Below are 16,565 nucleotides of genomic sequence, written 5' to 3'. Positions count from 1 at the left end.
AATGATCCATCGAATCCCACACAGGAGCAAAGGATCAAACATGAGCTTTCACAAACAATTATCCCAATACATGATGGATTTGGTTCCCCAAATCCCAATCATATTCCTAATAGATTTCCTACGATATTTAATATTCGCAGGTATTGCCTTCTTAGTCTTCTACATTTGGAAACATCCGTTTCGATATAGAAAGATCCAAGAGAAGAATGCTAAACCTTCTCAATTCAGGAAGGAATTTCTATATTCTGTTTCTTCCGTAATCGTTTACACTTCGGTAACTCTGATAGTATTCTTATTCAGAAAATACGGTTACTTTAAGTTTTACGAACGTATAGAGGATCATGGTTGGGGATATCTGATCTTGAGCACGATACTGATCTTAGGCATCCAGGATTTTTATTTCTATTGGACACATAGATTAATGCATACTCGACTGTTCTACAAAGCTGTACATAAGGTGCATCACGATTCGGTTACACCTTCTCCTTGGACCGCCTACTCTTTCAGTCCTTGGGAAGCATTGATCCATTCTCTGATTATGCCGATCATTGCCTTATTATTCCCGATTCATCCCCTTGCCTTGATGATCTTCATGACTTTTCAGATCGTACGGAATGTTTTAGGTCATAGCGGATATGAAATTTTTCCATCTTGGATGGGTACAAATAAGGTCTTGAAATTAGTGAATTCAAATACCAACCACGATATGCACCACCAAAGTTTTCGTTACAACTATGGCCTTTACACAACTATTTGGGATTACCTATTCGGCACAGTCCATCCTGAGTACGAAAAAACTTTTGCGGAAATAACTTCCAAAAAACCGGAACAAAGAAAATTACAAGAAAGTATTTCCTAATACGGACTTATGGAATTCGATTCGCGTCTACAATCGGACGCGAATTTTACATAGGCTTAGTAGCAATAAATCCGTAATGATAAGGAGGTAGATCAATCGGCTTATCCGATCCAATTTTAAACCCAGCTTCAATCGCCCATCTATAGATGGCTTCCGGTTTAGGACGAATTTCCATCTTGGGCCCACGGGGAGTAGAAGGGTCATGATTCCAATGAACAAGACCAGCCGCCCCTCTTGGCTTCAAAATACGGAACGCTTCTTTTAAAATAGAAATAGGATCTTCATGGTGTAATAAATTAAAGATCATTACATAGTCTACAAAGTTCTCAGGGAAAGAAGTACCTTCCTCAATGATATCTTTTTGAATGGGATGAACATGGTCCAAACCTAAAGAGACAGCTTTCTTTTCTAAATCTAAAACAAGATGTTTTTCTATTTCGAATGCAATGATCTCGCTTCGATTTTTTTCCGCCAATGGGATAGTGAAAGTCCCGTAACCTGATCCGAATTCCACGATTCTACCTTTTGTTTCTAAGAGGTCCATTCTATCCAAGACCAAAGGTAAATTAAAAAGGGAATCCCAATAATCCGCCTCTGGCATTCCGCTATCTCTCACTTTCATGTTCTAATCCAAAAATCGACTTGACCATTGGTCAATCAAATATTCAAATATATATTTGAATATTTGAGCAATTATGAAACTTCAAAAAACAGGCAGAGAATTCAAAAATTTCATATATTCAAGTTTGGCAAAATATGGAAAAGCGATCTCAGATCCTAAAAGGATAGAGCTGATGGATCTTTTGGTCCAAGCGGAGAAGAATGTGGACGTTCTATCGAAAGAAACAGGAATGAGCATCGCATCCACCTCTCACCATTTACAGATCTTAAAAGAAGCTCGCTTGGTCAGCGACAGAAGAAAAGGCAGAAATATTTTCTATCAAATAGAAGACGCAGGCATCCAAATTTTCGATACGATCTCCTCTGCCGGAAATGAATTCAATGCAGAGATCCAAATGGAGATGAGCTACTTCTTCAATGCCGAACAAGAAGTAGAAGAATTAGAATATAAAGATTTCCTAAAAAGAATATTATCCAAGGAAATAATACTAATAGATGTAAGGCCTGAAAACGAATACGATTCGGGTCATTTACCAGGTTCAATCTCCGTTCCTCTCAAAGAACTAAAATCTAAGTTGGACAAACTGCCTAAACGTAAAAAGATATTTGCCTATTGTAGAGGGAAATATTGCGTTCTTTCCGAAGAAGCTGTCAAAATTCTAAGAACGGAAGGATATGATGCCTATCGTATCCCGGATGGCCCTTTGGAATTTGCCCACAAGGGAGTCAGGCTCACAAAACGAAAACAGAATTAAAATAAGAAGGAATTATCAGAGTTTGATTTGGGATCTATACGATCTCAGGCAACATATATAAGGGGGAAAATCCTCCTCCTGGAGTCCTGAAATTTGTAGTCTGGCCTTGGTACAAACGACTTGCTAAAAGTAAAATTTCATCGTTATAGATGTATGCCCTTATATCCATTTTTAATTCTCTTTCTTCTCCGCTGATGGATGTGACCCGAACGGATGGCGGAACAAATTCCTGACTTATGTATTCTCCGTTTATTATTTCTGAAAACTTACCTTTTGTAAGTTTTCCACCATAATAGGCTGCCTTACTACCAAAACCTTCTTTAGGTTTAAAAAAGATATTTTTTCTTTTTTGCCAAAGTTCTTCCGCATTTTCGAAAGTTACAACCCTGGTGTCCGGAATCGAAAACTTTAGGATTTCAGAATCCTTTTTATTAAGGCCTGCTTTTATTAAAAAATCGTTATCCGAGAGAACGTGCAAGTTCGTTTTTCGAGCAAATAGATCATAATCTATCGGACTAGGAGTAAGAACTACTTTCTCATTCTTCCAAGCTTTAAAAATTTTAGAATTTGGATCTTCGGATAAATGAAAATCGGTCAATCTGTTATAGATCAGATCTATCCTGTTTCCCTCGAAATAAAGTTCCTCTTCTACAAGTTCGATCTGCCCCGGATCCAATATCTCCGCTCGGATCCCTTTGGACATGAATAGGTCTCGAAATAGTAAAAACTCGGGATACAAGAACTGTTCGGAAGGATTTTTATCCACGATTGCAATAAAGCCAGGCATCCCTGTTCTGTGATTGGAGATCCATTCGTCCATGAATATGGAAAAGAATTTTTCCTCCAAACTTTTGAGATCCTCCGCATTCTGCATAGCGACATCTACGAGCTTACAACATCTGATCTGAGCTTCCAAAAGTTTTAGTTGTAAATACGCTCCTCCCGCATTCGTATTTATCTCGATGAGCTTAGGCCCCTCTTCCGTCTGATGAAAATCCAAACTAAGAAAGACTCCGCCTGTAATATCCTTTTGTTTTTGAATCGGATCGTAATCCGACAATATCTTATCTCTTACATCCGGCAAACGTAAGGCATTCCGAATAGAGAATAGGATCTGCCGGATCTTTTCCTTATCAGAAACATTAATGAAAGAAGGCGTTTCGGAATAAAAATGTTCGATCCCTTGTGTCCTGATTTCGGGAATTGGGAATTTATACGCTTCTTCGCTCAAACGTTCTTTGTTCAAAGTAGAACAAGAACATTTTTCATTCAATATTTCCGCTAAGTTAGTTTTCATTCAACGATCCGCGATTAAATATTAGACATGATCCATAACAAAAAGGAGTTCTCTTGCAATCGTTTCACATGTTTCTATATATTTTCCAAGAGCTTCAGAACTGGAATCGAATTCTTTTGGGTCGGAATATGGGAGACTGATCCTTTCTTTCGCTCCAGGAACATAAGGGCAAGCCTCGTCCGCAGAAGAACAGACCAAGACTGCTATAAATTTCTTTTTAGGATTCGCGAAATCCGAGTAAAGTTTCGAATATGCCGGGACGGGAATACCGCCCTCTTTGTAAGAAACGAGGTATTTAGGATTATTTTCTGTCTCTTCTTCCTTCTCTATCTTGAAGCCGATATTTGCAAGCGCTTGGACCGAGTTTGTATGAAAGGAAGTCACTTCCGTACCTCCGGAATACGATCCGATCCCAGAAAGTCCTAAATATTCCGCACAGGCAAGGGCGAATATTTGCGCAATTTGACTACGGCGGGAATTATGAGTACATACGAATACGATCTCAAAATAATTCTGATCTAATTTTAATTCTCGAATCTCACTCGCAAACTGAAGCAACGTTTTTCTTCTTTCCTCCGATATGAAAGAAGACTCACTTTCTCTTTTACTCAAAAAAACCTGGATCGGATCGAAAAGTTTACTCACGCCGCTTCACCTTTCGAATAGTATCTCTGTCTGAATACTTTCACGATTTCTACTAAAAGAACGAGCACAGGAATTTCTACAAGAGGCCCTACGATCCCAACGAATGCTTGTCCAGATGCGATCCCAAATGTCCCGATCGCAACAGCAATGGCTAGCTCAAAATTATTGCCCGCAGCCGTAAAAGAAACCGCTACGTTACGAGGATAATCAACTTTAATCAGAAGACCTAGTCCAAAACTAAGAAAGAACATTAAAATAAAATAAACAAGTAAAGGAGCGGATATTTTTAGAATGTCCAAAGGGATTTTCATGAGCGAGTCCCCTTTCAGACTGAAAATAAATACGATCGTCAAAAGCAGAAAGATCAGAGTAATAGGCGAAATGGACGGCAATAATTTCTTAGTTGTCCAGTCTTCTCCTTTAAAATGAAAGCTTAATGTTCTAATTCCCCAACTAAGTAAGAACGGAATTCCTAAATAGATCAAAACGCTATAAGCAATGTCCCAATAATGTATATGAATGGAAGAATTCTTAAATCCGAATGAACCAGGCAATACGCTTACAAAAAAATAAGCTAAGATCCCATAAAAAAGAAGCTGAAAGATGCTATTCAAAGCCACAAGACCTGCGGCCACTTCCCTATCGCCGTCCGCTAGATCGTTCCAGACTAAGACCATCGCAATACAACGCGCAATGCCGATCAATATCAGCCCTATCCTATATTCCGGATCTTCCGGAAAAAAAAGAAATGCCAGTCCGAACATCAATAGAGGCCCGATCACCCAATTTAGAAATAAAGAATATAGAATCAGGTCCACTCGACCGAATGCCTTTGGAATTCTTTCAAAATTCACCTTAGCCAAAGGGGGGATCATCATAAAAATAAGTCCAATCGCGATCGGGATATTTGTCCCCCCGAACTCTGAACTTCTAATCCAATCTACAAAACCCGGAAACCATCTAGAGAGGAATATTCCCGTCCCCATGGCGATAAAAATCCAAATCGTCAGGAATTTATCCACAAACGATAGTCGTTTTTCAGAAATAATAGCGGAAGACATTAATCGTTTAATCGCAATATTACGATTAATGTCAAGTAATTTTAGCAGGAATTTCCGTTTTCGGGAGTCAGGGAAAGTAATGGCGTAAAATAAACTCCGATCTCCTCCCAGGTTTTTTTATTAATACAATAACATACAGACGGCCCATCAATGGATCCTTGTAAAATGCCCACATCCTTTAACGCTTTTAGATGCTGGGAGATTGTGGCTTGGGCAAGTCCAAGTTCTTCTACCAAGTCTCCGCAAATACAAGCTTTCCTTTTAAGGATGGATTCCAAGATCGCAATACGAGCCGGATGCCCTAAGGCTTTTGCATAAGAAGCGATCTTGTTTTGCCGCTTATTAAATAACTCCGTCTTGGTGATCCCCATAGACTGGATGTGGAATTATACTAAGATAATTTCAATTCAAATTTCAAAGATTTTACGTTCGCTCTAAAAACTACGCATATTTTGAATTCCTTCTATTTCGCTATTTCTTCCCTAAAGATACACTGGATCATAAAATTCTAATAAATTCAGAACTGCGAACTAAACAACACCTTCGAAATCGTTAGATATAACGGAAGTCCTATTATAATATTAAATGGAAACGTAATCGCAAGCGAGGAAACAAAATAATAAGTAGCATTGGCTTCGGGTATGGCAACACGTACTGCAGCCGGCGCTGCAATATAGGATGCACTTGCGCAAAGAACTCCGAAAATTGTCGAGCCTCCTAAAGAAAGACCGGCAATTTTACCGAGATAGATTCCTGCACAAGCATGAACTACCGGCATCAGAATTGCGAAGAGTATTAGAAATATACCCACTTTGGAAAGGTCTGAAAATCTCTTACCGGTCAGAATGCCTACTTCTAGTAAGAAGAGAGCGAGGACTCCTCTGAAAGGAGCTTCAAAAAAAGGCGAGACTTGTTCGAAGCCTTTTTTTCCGGAAAATAAACCGATCAATAAACCTCCTATCAGTAGTATAGTACCCTTTCCGGTAAATAGCTCGTGTAGTACCGCTAAAGAAGGTGTCGATTTAGTTTGTTCACTCTTTCGTTTTGCGATAAATATTGCGACTAGTATCGCCGGGATCTCCATTATCGCAAGCAACGAAGGCATAAAGCCTTCGTAATCAATGTTTAATACTTCCAAAAAAGCGGTACTTTCGCTAAAAGTAACTGCGGAAACGGAACCATAATGGGCTGCAATTGCAGCGGCATTAGCGACGTCGAATTTTCCTATCTTGGAAAGAATAAAATACGCTATTAGCGGGATTACGCAGCACATCAAAACCGCGGCCAATGCCGGTTTGTAAAATTCCGACAAATGGGTCGAAGAAAGTTTTACTCCTCCCTTTATCCCTATTGCAAGAAGAAGGTAAATTGTTAACCCTGCATACAATCCATCTGGAAATTTAAGATCGCTTCTCGTCAGAGTTATAACTATTCCGAATAGGAATGCCAATACCATAGGAGTCAATAAGCTTGCAGTTAAAGAACTTATCATTTCCATACCTTATCCGTAACGTTTATAGTATCTAGAAAATTATCCGGTAAAATCTCTACCTTACCCGTTTCGATATCGTAAACGGCTCCCACGATGTCGATTTCCTTCTTTCTGAGTTTCCTAGTCATAACTGGTTCGAGTTCTTTTAACTGTTTTACTTGTTTTGCAACATTTACCTTAACGGCATTATCTACCAAATCTCCCGGCAAACTTTTTGCAACATCCGCCGCAGGCTTAATCGCGTTAATCAACGTAACTATATGGCCTGGAACTTCCGGTAAATTACAGGCTGCCGCTACAGCACCACATTTAGTGTGGCCTAAGATTAATATCAGCCGACTACCTAACACCTCTACAGCGAATTCAATACTTCCCCAAGAAGCGTATGTAGAAACTTGTCCGGCTGTTCGAACGATAAACAGATCTCCGATACCTTGATCGAATATTATTTCGTGCGGAACTCGAGAATCAGAACAGCCTACAATCACAGCGAACGGTTTTTGACCCTTGGTAAGTTCTTTAACTCTATCCTTGCTTTGATTCGGTCGTATTGACTTACCGGTTATGAAGCGATAATTTCCCTCCATTAATTTCTTCAGTGATTCTTGCGGATCAACCTCGGCGCTTATGCTAAAATTAACAAATGCCGTCACGATCATAAATTTGGTAAAATTTGACAAAGGCATAAAAATCCTCCCAATACAGCTCTTAAAAATATTTCAGGTATTTATTTACAAGCAATTTTTTTCATGTATTATTATACATGAATTTTATGCTTATAAACTTACTAATCGAAAGTCTAAGCATTAGGAACTGATGAAATGAGGAATAATTGGGTCTAAATCAGAAAGAGTGAACAATATCTTTAGTAAATCGTTCTGGAATTTACGTCAAAATTCTGAGCAAATCGCTGACGGTTTTATGGGACTTTAACTTGTGCCTTAAAGAAGCTTTTTTATTAATTTTATAATGATTCCTCCTGCCCTCTTTATTGCGAACTATAATGTCCGCTTCTTCCAAATCTTCGATTATACCTACAACGGCTCTCTCGGTGATCCCGACTTTTGTCGCCAAATCTCGGATCCGAACTGTTGGATCCGCATTGATACACAAAAGTACGTGAGCATGGTGGCTTAAAAAAGTCCATTGGTGTTTTGCCGGTTCGGAAGGATCTTTTTTTTCTATAATCTTTTTCACCATTCTGCTCTTTAATTCTAAAAATCGAGAAATCTGCCTCGTAAACAGGCCCAGTTTAGATCCACAAAGGATCCATTTCAACGAAAAGATCAACGTTTAGAACGATTTTTTTACTTTTTCTATTTAAGAGTATATATTTACATGAATTTTTTTTCTTGTATATATTTGCACATAAAAAAGCTTTGCCCGGAAATCTAGGGATCGAGAGAATGATGAAGCAGATAGAAATCGTTCCGATAGGAACCTTACCTCCGCTAGGTATTGTCCCGAAAAAAATGTATGCCCAAGTGATTCGTCCGGAAAGATACGGGGATCCGATCCGGGCTTTCCAGCTAGAAGAAATACCGGTGCCTGAAATTAAACCGGATGAAGTTTTAATTGCAGTGATGGCGGCAGGTGTAAATTACAACAACGTTTGGGCCGCACTCGGAAATCCTGTAGACGTCATTTCTGCCAGAAACAGGAAAGGGGAACCGGAAAAGTTCGGAATAGGCGGTTCAGATGCTTCTGGTATTGTGTATAAAATCGGTTCGGAAGTGAAGAACGTAAAAATCGGCGACGAAGTGGTAGTTCACTGCGGTCAATGGAAAAAGGATGACCCATGGGTCCTGTCAGGAAAGGATCCTATGTTTGCTCCCTCCCAAATCATCTGGGGTTACGAAACGAATTGGGGCTCATTCGCACAATTTTGTAAAGTACAAGAACACCAATGTCTCCCCCGTCCACAACATCTTAGTTGGGAAGAATCTGCCGCTTATATGTTAGTAGCAGGAACAGCATTCCGAATGCTCCATAATTGGAAACCGAATAACGTTCAAAAGGATGACGTAGTTCTAATATGGGGAGGAGCCGGAGGACTAGGTGCTATGGCAATCCAAATTGTGAATGCAGCAGAAGGTGTTCCGATTGCAGTCGTAAGCTCCGAAGATAAGATCGAGTTTTGCAGAAAATTAGGAGCGGCAGGAGTCATCAATAGAAATGATTTCGACCATTGGGGACCTATCACTTCGGAAATAAATGATCAAAATAAATTCCTGGAATGGAGCAACCGAGCGAAAGCCTTTGGAAAAGCAATATGGAAAATCTCAGGTCATGGCAATAATCCTAAAATCGTATTTGAACATCCTGGGGAAGCAACTCTTCCCACGTCGATGTTTGTTTGTGATACGGGAGGAATGGTTGTAATTTGCGCGGGAACTACCGGGTACAATGCGACCTTGGATCTACGTTACCATTGGATGCGACAAAAAAGACTACAAGGATCCCACTTTGCAAACGACGAAGATTGCAGATCGGTAAATGAACTTGTAATACAAAAAAAAATCGATCCTTGTCTGTCTAAGACCTTCCGATTCGACCAAACAGGTTATTCCCACCAATTGATGAAAGAGAATAAACATCCCGCAGGAAATATGTCCATCTTGGTGGGGTCCCCGAAAGAAGGAATGGGGAAAAGATGAGACCTCGGAAAATTGCCCAGGGTCAATCCGAATTACTCATTTCCCTGTCGGAACGATCGTAATCCATTCAATAAACTTACTTTGGAGAAAAGTATCGATCTGCCCTGTAAACTGGTGATACACAAAAAAGAAGATCCAGTAAGCCAAGGTAGCTGCCACCAAAGTTCTTGCGGTCATATTCGCCAAAAGTGGAGAGGCTGTGTAATACATACGAACCACTGCGATCGGCCAAAGGAATAACAGAAAAAAGTAAATCGCTCTTGGTATCCCGTAAAGCCAGCTTAAGATCTCGGAAGGATAAGATTTGGACAATCTTTCGTAAGCTTCTTTCAGTTCGGGAAAAAATTGAAAGAAGTAGAATACAAAAACGAAAAATGTAGCGATCTTCCAGATGATCTCGATATCGTTTCGGATCAGCACCAAAGTCAAACCCACGAACCAAATCAAAAAGATGGGAAATACGATCTGCTGTAATAAGGAACCTGACTGGGCGAGAAACATCAATTAGATCTCCTAAGATCATTTTCGGCAGAAACTTGGCCAGACACCCACTCTAAACATTGCAGAAAACTCTCCGGATCCGCTTTTCCGAGGCCTGCGATATCAAAAGCAGTCCCATGATCCGGAGAAACCCGGATAAAATCCAGCCCCAAAGTTACATTCACTCCGAATTTTCCCTCCCACATCTTGAAAGGGATGAGCCCTTGGTCATGATAACAGGCTAAAAATAAAGAGTACTTAGACCTGGATGTTTCGCTAAACGCACCGTCTGCTGAAATCGGATCCGTAACATCTAGACCAGCCTTTCTCATCTTAGAGATGATCGGCATCAGGATCTTCTTTTCTTCGTCCCCGACCTTCCCACCTTCTCCTGCGTGAGGATTCAGACCTAAGAATGCGATCTTTCCCTTAGAAATAGGAGCCGAGCGAATGGCAGAAATGAAACTGGATAGATGGATTTTTTTTAAATAAGACGGGACCTTCTTTAGAGGGACATGAGTGGTTAAAGGAAGAACATTCAGTTCTTTTCCGGCCATCAGCATATACGTTTTTTTCTTATATACTTCTGCGAGATACTCAGTATGGCCTGTGAACTTTTTCATTCCGGCTTTGATCACCCATTCTTTACTTAATGGAAGTGTAATCAAGTTGCCGCCGATTTTTTTTTGGATGCGGACAGCTTCTTCTAGGCTTGCAAACGCAGCTTTGCCTGACGCGGCACTTGGTTTGCCAGGCGCCAAAAATTTTTGTTCGGAAGTGGAAAGTGCAGAAGTTCTCCAAAGATAAAGTCCAGGAGAACCGAGTGAAAACGGATCTTTGATTTCCTGCCATCCAGGATACGAAAGAGAAGAAGATGAACTAATGAGTAGGATCTGACTTTGCTGGGAGAAAGTATTTAGCTTCTCCCAAGACATTTGGAGAATTTCCGGCCCGATCCCACAAGGGTCTCCCTCTGTGATAAGGATGGGAATCAAGACCTATTACCGGAGATTTAAGCTTCCTTAGCTGCTGTTTGTTTACCGAAAAGTCTTTCTAAGGTTAAGGAATCCTTAGCGTATTCCAATTCGATATGATCTTTGTTGGAATGTTTTAGATCACTGGAAATGATACAACGTCCTTCGAGAACCACTCCGTTTTGGATGATCAATTCCGGAGTGCGGATATCTCCCAAAATTCTTGAGGTAGGAAGGAGCATTACTCTGTTACGAGCTGTGATATTTCCGATTACGATACCTTCTATAATGACGCTAGCTGCAGTGATATTTGTACGAACTTTTCCGGAAGCCCCGATATACAATTGTTCTGCTTGGAGAGATTTTCCTTCGAACTTTCCATCAATCTTTAAGGATCCATTGATGAAGAATTTTCCGTTAAAGTAGGAATTTTCGCCGATTGTGGAGTTTGTAACTTCGGAGGAGTTCTTAACAAGTGCCATGAATTCTGAATCCTATAGACTCGGATCAAATAGATCCGGTGTAAACACAAGCTAAACGGCCCCCTAGGCATAGGAAAAGGAATTTTTTAGTTTCGATGCGGTTTTTACTCAGGTGCCGGATTGTAGCAGTTTGTAGGAACTCCAATCAAAAAAACCGGGACTTTCCGGGCAAAATCCTAAGAAAAATGCTTACTCAGTCGGACCATATCCTTGCACTGGATCCCGTTTTCCCAAATAGGCTCCGAATAATTCCTAAGAAAAAAACCGAAATCAATCCCGGAAATAGAGAAACCACATTTTTGATACAGGCCGAGTTGCGCTAAACTCGAATTTCCCGTTCCGATTTCTAAAGTATGAAATCCTTCCGACTGAGCGGTTTCCGTAGCGTGAGCCAACATTTTTTTTCCGAATCCTCGGCCCTGGTATTTCTCGGAAATTGCAATATTCACGATCTCTATAGTATGAGGTCTGGTGGGAAGAAGTAGATAAACTCCGATCCATTCTCCTTCCTCCGATTCCATCAAATACACGGAAGACCGATCTAAATAGGAAAGAATAACCTTCTCATCCGGATCTGCAAGAAGTAACAGATGCATAGGCGGAGTTTCATTGGGAGAAAGTTTTCTGATCTTAAAGTTCATTTTTAGCGATATTGGATTTAGCTCCAGGCTTGTGACACGAAACTGATCCCAACCTCAATGTTTGATATTAGGAACATTGATCCGATCCAAAACTTCCGCGGTGAACTCCCTAAATTCATCCAAGGCCTCCGGAATGGACTTACCTTCCAGCTCGGTCGCCTTCTCGAATCTAGAGTTAAAAGTAATCCGATCTTCTATGTTCATGATCACTCCCCCACCCGCTTTGAACTCTCCCAAAACCTTGGAAAGGAATTCATTAAACTTCTGGAACATTTCGAAAGCTTCCGCGATAAAAATACGGGTTTGTTTGTTCTTCATCCGGCTCAATTGTTCTCGAAAGTCTTGTTTTTCGGCGGCCTGATATTCTTCGATCGTCTCCGTCAAAACCTTAATGTTCCGACGGATATTCTCCATATGTTTGACCACTCCGTCCTTCTCATTTCCATGCGAGAAGTCGAAACGAATATGAGTTTCGTTTAATATAGGAAGATATTCCCGATCCAACACATTGATCCAAGTTCCGATCTGATTCACCTCAGTATCATTTGAGTTCGGAGAAATTTTCATGATCGGATATTTTGCAAGGATGCGGCCTGCGGCTTCCGGATTCTCACGGAACATACGGATCTGCTCAGCAGCAGTTTCCAGGTTATCCGGAATTCCCTCCGGAGAGATTTCCCTCATCCGATTTCTATATTTTTCCAGATCCCTGGAAACTCTGTATTTCTGTTCGTCGTTCTTGGACAACCTTTGGATCTTTTCCAATTGCTGGATCATCTTCTGGTGTCTCTGCAGTTCTAGGATCTGTTCTTGGGTGATTGCCATAGGAGTCTTTTAAGTCAGATTTTAGTAGTAATACGGTTCTAAGGCAAGGAAATTCTACAACCCTTAACTCTTACTCTTATATCGCTCCAGAACCAATCTTAAAAAGTCCGACTGTGGAAACTTATGGACCAGGGATTCCATAAGTTGGACTCCTTCTTCCGCAGGTCCGGTCTCTAACAATGAGATCGCTTTTAGATAAACCATTTCAGGAGAATATTGAAATCTTCCCGTAAACAATAACCTTTCTCTGAAAGCTTCGAACTTTTTGTCTTTAAATTCTTGGACAGCGATCGCTCTTTGAGTTAAGTAGGACCCCGGAGTTTGAGATCGAACCGAGATCATTTCCGAATCCAATTCGCCTGCTAAGGTAGAATTCCAGAGAACCAATAGTTCGAACGGTCTTAGAGTGTAGGACATCCCTTGTTCTTTTAAGATCTTATAACGTTCGAATAAAGAATCGTCGCTTCCTTCTTGGATAGAATCTCTAAGAGTTTCTTTCAGTTCTTCTCTTCCGTTTTTCTTTTTCTCTTCGGATATCCATTCGAATACGAAATCCCTAGGTTTGCATTTTTTGACTAAGAAGAATCTATCCAGGATCGGATGTCTTAGCGAATATTGATCCAAGAAGAAGTCTGCCTCCGTTCTGGAAAATTCTTCGATCCTTCTAGAGATGTTGGCGTCCAAAACTTTTATATTTCGAATCCCTTCTTTCTTATCCTTAAAATAGAAATATGCAAGTCCCACAAGGTCAGGCTCTTGGGAAGAAATCACCAGATCGAACAATTCGTTTTGCTCTTCTTGGTTCAGTCCTTGCTGTTTATGACGATATGCGATCTTCTCCTTTCTTTCCAGACCTTCTTCCAGAAAACTTTCGGATCCGGAGATCGCGTCTATAAAGTATAATAGCCTTCTGCCCTCTTTCGCTTCTTTCAGATCTTCTCCGAAAGAATATACCAATTCTTGATAATCCCGAATTCTATCCTCACATAGCAAGAACGCAGAACATAAGAAGAATAATTCGGGATCCCAAACTAGATTTCCTTTCAGCTCGTCCAACAACTCTTGGAAGAATAAGCGTAGAAGTTTTTCTTCTCTTTCGGTAATTCCATCTTCTCTAATCCAATCTAGGCGAGGAGAATGAAATACGAATCTTCCGAATAAGTCCGCTCTGAAACAATGAGAAGGTCTCAAATGTGTGAGAATACTTCCGCTATAATGATCTAAAATTTTCGTTTTGAGACGAATAACTTCTGTATCCGGTTTTCGGTCCTGTTTTTTACTTTCGAAGTCCGGATGCCTTAAAGTTATTTCAGGCCATTCTGTATTTGATACCGATATATGCATAAAGACTCCTTTTTTGGAGTTGAACCCTTTTAAAGGCAGATTAAGTGAGAAGAATCGCATGAAAAAAACGATTCTGGGGTTACTCCCGTTTCTAGTTGTCGGCAGTCTTTTTGCGGACGACGACCTAAAATACTTGGTCAAATCCTATAGTTTGGAAAAAATACGCAGGATTTTTAGGGAAAGATCCCCTTCTAAAGAATCCGAAGTATATGCACTTGTCCGTTTTCACGAACACCATCCGGACGGAGACCATGGAAATAAATTCAGATATCTGGTGTCCCTCCTAAAAGGAAGGCTTGTGGTAGGAGTAACCAAAGATGAACTTCTTGGTCTGATCAAAAATCCTCTCCCGCCGATGAATGCAGTTACCAAAATGAGTTTTTGGAAATTGTACGAGGAAATGGTAAAAAGGAAAAGTTTATCTTCATCCGAACTAATCTCCTATCTCAAAAAACTCCCTCCGGAATACGATCCAGTTTATAAAAATGTGATCGGGGAGATTCTCCGCATCCATTATGAAAACGGAGAATTCAAAGAGGCGAAAGAATACGCCGAAAGTTTTTCCGAAAAAGATAAAAAAGAATACTTTGGCGCTATGGCTTATTATAGATACGCCAAGGCATTGTACAAATTCGGAGAGGTCCAGAAGGGAGAAAATCTTTTATATGCTCTCGCAGAAGATGCGAACGTTCCTTCTTACGTTAAAAAAGATATTTATACGGATCTAAAAACCTGGAAAGGGGAATCCTTTTATAAGCAGATCCCTTTGGAAAAAGGAGTGCTCTTCCTTCCTTTCTTGGATGCGAGCGATAAGAAATCTTTTATTTCTTCCCAACAATATTTCGGCTCGATAACTTTCGAAAGACCGGAAAGTTGGAAGTCGGCTGCAAGAGGTTTAGTCCAATATTATCCGGAAAGGCTTTCTTCGCTGTTCTCCAGACATAAAAGTTTTGCAGAATATTTTCCGGAATTTACTGCTGCAATGTCCGTGGAACTTTCCAACCAGAACCTTGCAAAATCCGGATTAGATCTATTAGAAAAATCGAATTTATCTTCTTCCGAATCCGTAGAGTATGCCTATGCACGGGCGTATAAACGTTTGGGAGAAAGAGATAAATATTTCAACGGTCTTCTTTCTTCTCTCGAAAAAAATCCTTATAATCTGATCAGACAAGACGAGCTGATAGATCTTTTGATCGGTGACCATTCTCACTTCCTGGACGAATCCTATTGGAAAGATGCTTTAAAACGGATACCGAATCTTCCCGTTAAAGGTAGATTGGTGTATTGGTATTTGAGAAGTTTAAAATCCAAAGGAAAACAGGATGAACTTCTCTCTTGGTTAAGATCATATTATAAATTCATTCCCGGTTCTTATTATACAAGAGTGATCCGAGAAGAATTCGCTACCGAGATCTCCTCCATACAAAAGCCGGATTCCCCTTTAAGAAATAAGGATACATTATTCGAATATCTTTCTTTGACTTCGGGTGATCCAAAATATTCGGATAAGATCATTGGAAGAGATCTGGAATTCGCTTACTTCCCGGATTCATTCTCGTTAGACATTCGGATAGACTCCGCCCATAGTAAGGTAAGAGGGAATACTCTATTACAAAATGCTAAAGAATATTTGGAGATCGGAGAGATGGCACACGCCGGTTCTCTGGTAGACAAATTCGTTTTACAGACAGGAACTTCCGAAGAGGAAAAAGACGAAATTTTAGCCGCATTGGGAGAAGTTACCGGCAACCAATACCTAACCGTCTTTCATACAAGAAATCTAATGAAAAGAAGAAGGATCCCTGATGATGTGATACTTCTTCCCTCCAAACTCGCTTCTCGGATCTACCCCAGACCGCATAGGGATATAGTTTCCCATTATTCCCAATCTTTCGGGATCGAAGAAGATATTGTCTATGCGGTCATGAGGCAGGAGTCTTTTTTTAAGGAGAATGCAGTATCTTCTTCTAATGCGAGAGGTCTCATGCAGATTATGGGACCTACCGGAAAAGGGTTAGCCCAAGGTTTAGGACTTGGTCCTTATTCTCTTTTTGATCCGGAAATTTCTATCCAAATGGGTGCAAAATTCCTGAAATACCTTCTCTCCTCTAATGAAAACGATTTGAAATGGGCCTCAATCGCCTATAACGGAGGACCGGGAAATCTCAGAAAATGGAAACGAAATCATTATCACGGAGATTTTAATCACTTTTTGGAAGAACTTCCTTTAAAAGAACCCCGTGATTATTGCAGGATCGTAACGTCGAACTATTATAATTATCAAAGTTTAAGGCAGTACAAAAACCGCTGATCGGACAAAACGGATTCTTTTTTTTGGATTGTCTAGAATTTCAGATCCATGGAATAGTTCTAAGGACCGGGATGAGTTTTCAATTTCACCTCTCTGTCCCAAGGTCTACCTTATGCCG

The 16,565-nt window shown here is 40.4% G+C and carries 18 protein-coding genes; 4 read left to right on the top strand and 14 right to left on the bottom strand.

Annotated elements, in window-relative coordinates; all coding sequences use genetic code 11:
* Positions 1-40 precede the first annotated feature (40 nt).
* On the top strand, positions 41-859 hold the full coding sequence (locus LEP1GSC185_RS16350) for a sterol desaturase family protein (RefSeq protein ID WP_008592994.1): 819 nt from the start codon (positions 41-43) through the stop codon (positions 857-859).
* A gap of 46 nt (positions 860-905) precedes the next feature.
* On the opposite strand, the gene LEP1GSC185_RS16345 is transcribed toward LEP1GSC185_RS16350, so the two are convergent.
* Positions 906-1,481 (bottom strand): class I SAM-dependent methyltransferase, encoded by a 576-nt coding sequence (locus LEP1GSC185_RS16345; protein WP_008592906.1) that lies wholly within the window; start codon positions 1,479-1,481, stop codon positions 906-908.
* Between the two features lie 73 nt (positions 1,482-1,554).
* Here LEP1GSC185_RS16345 and LEP1GSC185_RS16340 point away from each other — a divergent pair, with 73 nt between their 5' ends.
* Positions 1,555-2,235, top strand: coding sequence for an ArsR/SmtB family transcription factor (locus tag LEP1GSC185_RS16340; RefSeq protein WP_008592781.1), 681 nt, complete (start codon positions 1,555-1,557; stop codon positions 2,233-2,235).
* Between the two features lie 34 nt (positions 2,236-2,269).
* On the opposite strand, the gene LEP1GSC185_RS16335 is transcribed toward LEP1GSC185_RS16340, so the two are convergent.
* The 7 genes from LEP1GSC185_RS16335 to LEP1GSC185_RS16305 form a co-directional block, all read right to left on the bottom strand.
* The gene (locus LEP1GSC185_RS16335) at positions 2,270-3,532 is read right to left on the bottom strand and encodes a hypothetical protein (RefSeq protein WP_008592581.1); all 1,263 of its coding nucleotides are present in this window, start codon (positions 3,530-3,532) and stop codon (positions 2,270-2,272) included.
* A 21-nt stretch (positions 3,533-3,553) separates the two neighbouring features.
* Positions 3,554-4,177 (bottom strand): low molecular weight phosphatase family protein, encoded by a 624-nt coding sequence (locus tag LEP1GSC185_RS16330; protein WP_008592618.1) that lies wholly within the window; start codon positions 4,175-4,177, stop codon positions 3,554-3,556.
* On the bottom strand, positions 4,174-5,238 hold the full coding sequence (arsB, locus tag LEP1GSC185_RS16325; RefSeq protein WP_008597210.1) for an ACR3 family arsenite efflux transporter: 1,065 nt from the start codon (positions 5,236-5,238) through the stop codon (positions 4,174-4,176). The genes LEP1GSC185_RS16330 and arsB overlap by 4 nt, the downstream gene beginning before the upstream one ends.
* A gap of 41 nt (positions 5,239-5,279) precedes the next feature.
* Positions 5,280-5,609, bottom strand: a complete 330-nt coding sequence (locus LEP1GSC185_RS16320) for an ArsR/SmtB family transcription factor (RefSeq protein WP_008592403.1) — start codon at positions 5,607-5,609, stop codon at positions 5,280-5,282.
* Between the two features lie 146 nt (positions 5,610-5,755).
* Positions 5,756-6,736 carry a sodium-dependent bicarbonate transport family permease gene (locus LEP1GSC185_RS16315; RefSeq protein WP_010515328.1) on the bottom strand — a complete coding sequence of 327 codons (981 nt, stop codon included), beginning with the start codon at positions 6,734-6,736 and terminating at the stop codon, positions 5,756-5,758.
* A complete protein-coding gene (locus LEP1GSC185_RS16310) occupies positions 6,727-7,317 on the bottom strand; it encodes a carbonic anhydrase (RefSeq protein ID WP_232298455.1) in 591 nt (196 codons plus the stop codon). The genes LEP1GSC185_RS16315 and LEP1GSC185_RS16310 overlap by 10 nt, the downstream gene beginning before the upstream one ends.
* A gap of 298 nt (positions 7,318-7,615) precedes the next feature.
* Entirely contained in the window at positions 7,616-7,930 is a 315-nt protein-coding gene (locus LEP1GSC185_RS16305) for a MarR family transcriptional regulator (RefSeq protein ID WP_008592345.1), read from the bottom strand.
* Positions 7,931-8,139: 209 nt separating this feature from the next.
* Between LEP1GSC185_RS16305 and ccrA the strand changes: the two genes are divergently transcribed.
* On the top strand, positions 8,140-9,387 hold the full coding sequence (gene ccrA / locus LEP1GSC185_RS16300) for a crotonyl-CoA carboxylase/reductase (RefSeq protein ID WP_010515322.1): 1,248 nt from the start codon (positions 8,140-8,142) through the stop codon (positions 9,385-9,387).
* 36 nt (positions 9,388-9,423) lie between these two features.
* Here ccrA and LEP1GSC185_RS16295 read toward each other — a convergent pair whose 3' ends face one another.
* The 6 genes from LEP1GSC185_RS16295 to LEP1GSC185_RS16270 form a co-directional block, all read right to left on the bottom strand.
* Positions 9,424-9,888 carry a hypothetical protein gene (locus tag LEP1GSC185_RS16295; RefSeq protein ID WP_008592192.1) on the bottom strand — a complete coding sequence of 155 codons (465 nt, stop codon included), beginning with the start codon at positions 9,886-9,888 and terminating at the stop codon, positions 9,424-9,426.
* Positions 9,888-10,802, bottom strand: coding sequence for a PdxA family dehydrogenase (locus tag LEP1GSC185_RS16290; protein ID WP_008592058.1), 915 nt, complete (start codon positions 10,800-10,802; stop codon positions 9,888-9,890). Before LEP1GSC185_RS16290 ends, LEP1GSC185_RS16295 begins: the two co-directional genes overlap by 1 nt.
* A 77-nt stretch (positions 10,803-10,879) precedes the next feature.
* Positions 10,880-11,323: a bactofilin family protein gene (locus LEP1GSC185_RS16285; protein ID WP_008592184.1), complete on the bottom strand. Its 444-nt coding sequence runs from the start codon at positions 11,321-11,323 to the stop codon at positions 10,880-10,882.
* 176 nt (positions 11,324-11,499) lie between these two features.
* Positions 11,500-11,964 carry a GNAT family N-acetyltransferase gene (locus tag LEP1GSC185_RS16280; RefSeq protein ID WP_008592794.1) on the bottom strand — a complete coding sequence of 155 codons (465 nt, stop codon included), beginning with the start codon at positions 11,962-11,964 and terminating at the stop codon, positions 11,500-11,502.
* A 54-nt stretch (positions 11,965-12,018) separates the two neighbouring features.
* Positions 12,019-12,789 (bottom strand): hypothetical protein, encoded by a 771-nt coding sequence (locus LEP1GSC185_RS16275; RefSeq protein WP_008592929.1) that lies wholly within the window; start codon positions 12,787-12,789, stop codon positions 12,019-12,021.
* 63 nt (positions 12,790-12,852) lie between these two features.
* Positions 12,853-14,133: a hypothetical protein gene (locus LEP1GSC185_RS16270; RefSeq protein WP_008592670.1), complete on the bottom strand. Its 1,281-nt coding sequence runs from the start codon at positions 14,131-14,133 to the stop codon at positions 12,853-12,855.
* 58 nt (positions 14,134-14,191) lie between these two features.
* On the opposite strand from LEP1GSC185_RS16270, the gene LEP1GSC185_RS16265 reads away from it, so the two are divergent.
* Positions 14,192-16,447, top strand: a complete 2,256-nt coding sequence (locus LEP1GSC185_RS16265) for a lytic transglycosylase domain-containing protein (RefSeq protein ID WP_008592723.1) — start codon at positions 14,192-14,194, stop codon at positions 16,445-16,447.
* The last annotated feature ends 118 nt before the right edge of the window (positions 16,448-16,565 follow it).

This window comes from Leptospira licerasiae serovar Varillal str. VAR 010, from assembly GCF_000244755.1.
In the GTDB taxonomy this organism is placed as follows: Bacteria; Spirochaetota; Leptospiria; order Leptospirales; family Leptospiraceae; genus Leptospira_B; species Leptospira_B licerasiae.
Note: the sequence above shows the minus strand (reverse complement) of the source record. Positions and strands in the feature narration are given on the sequence as shown.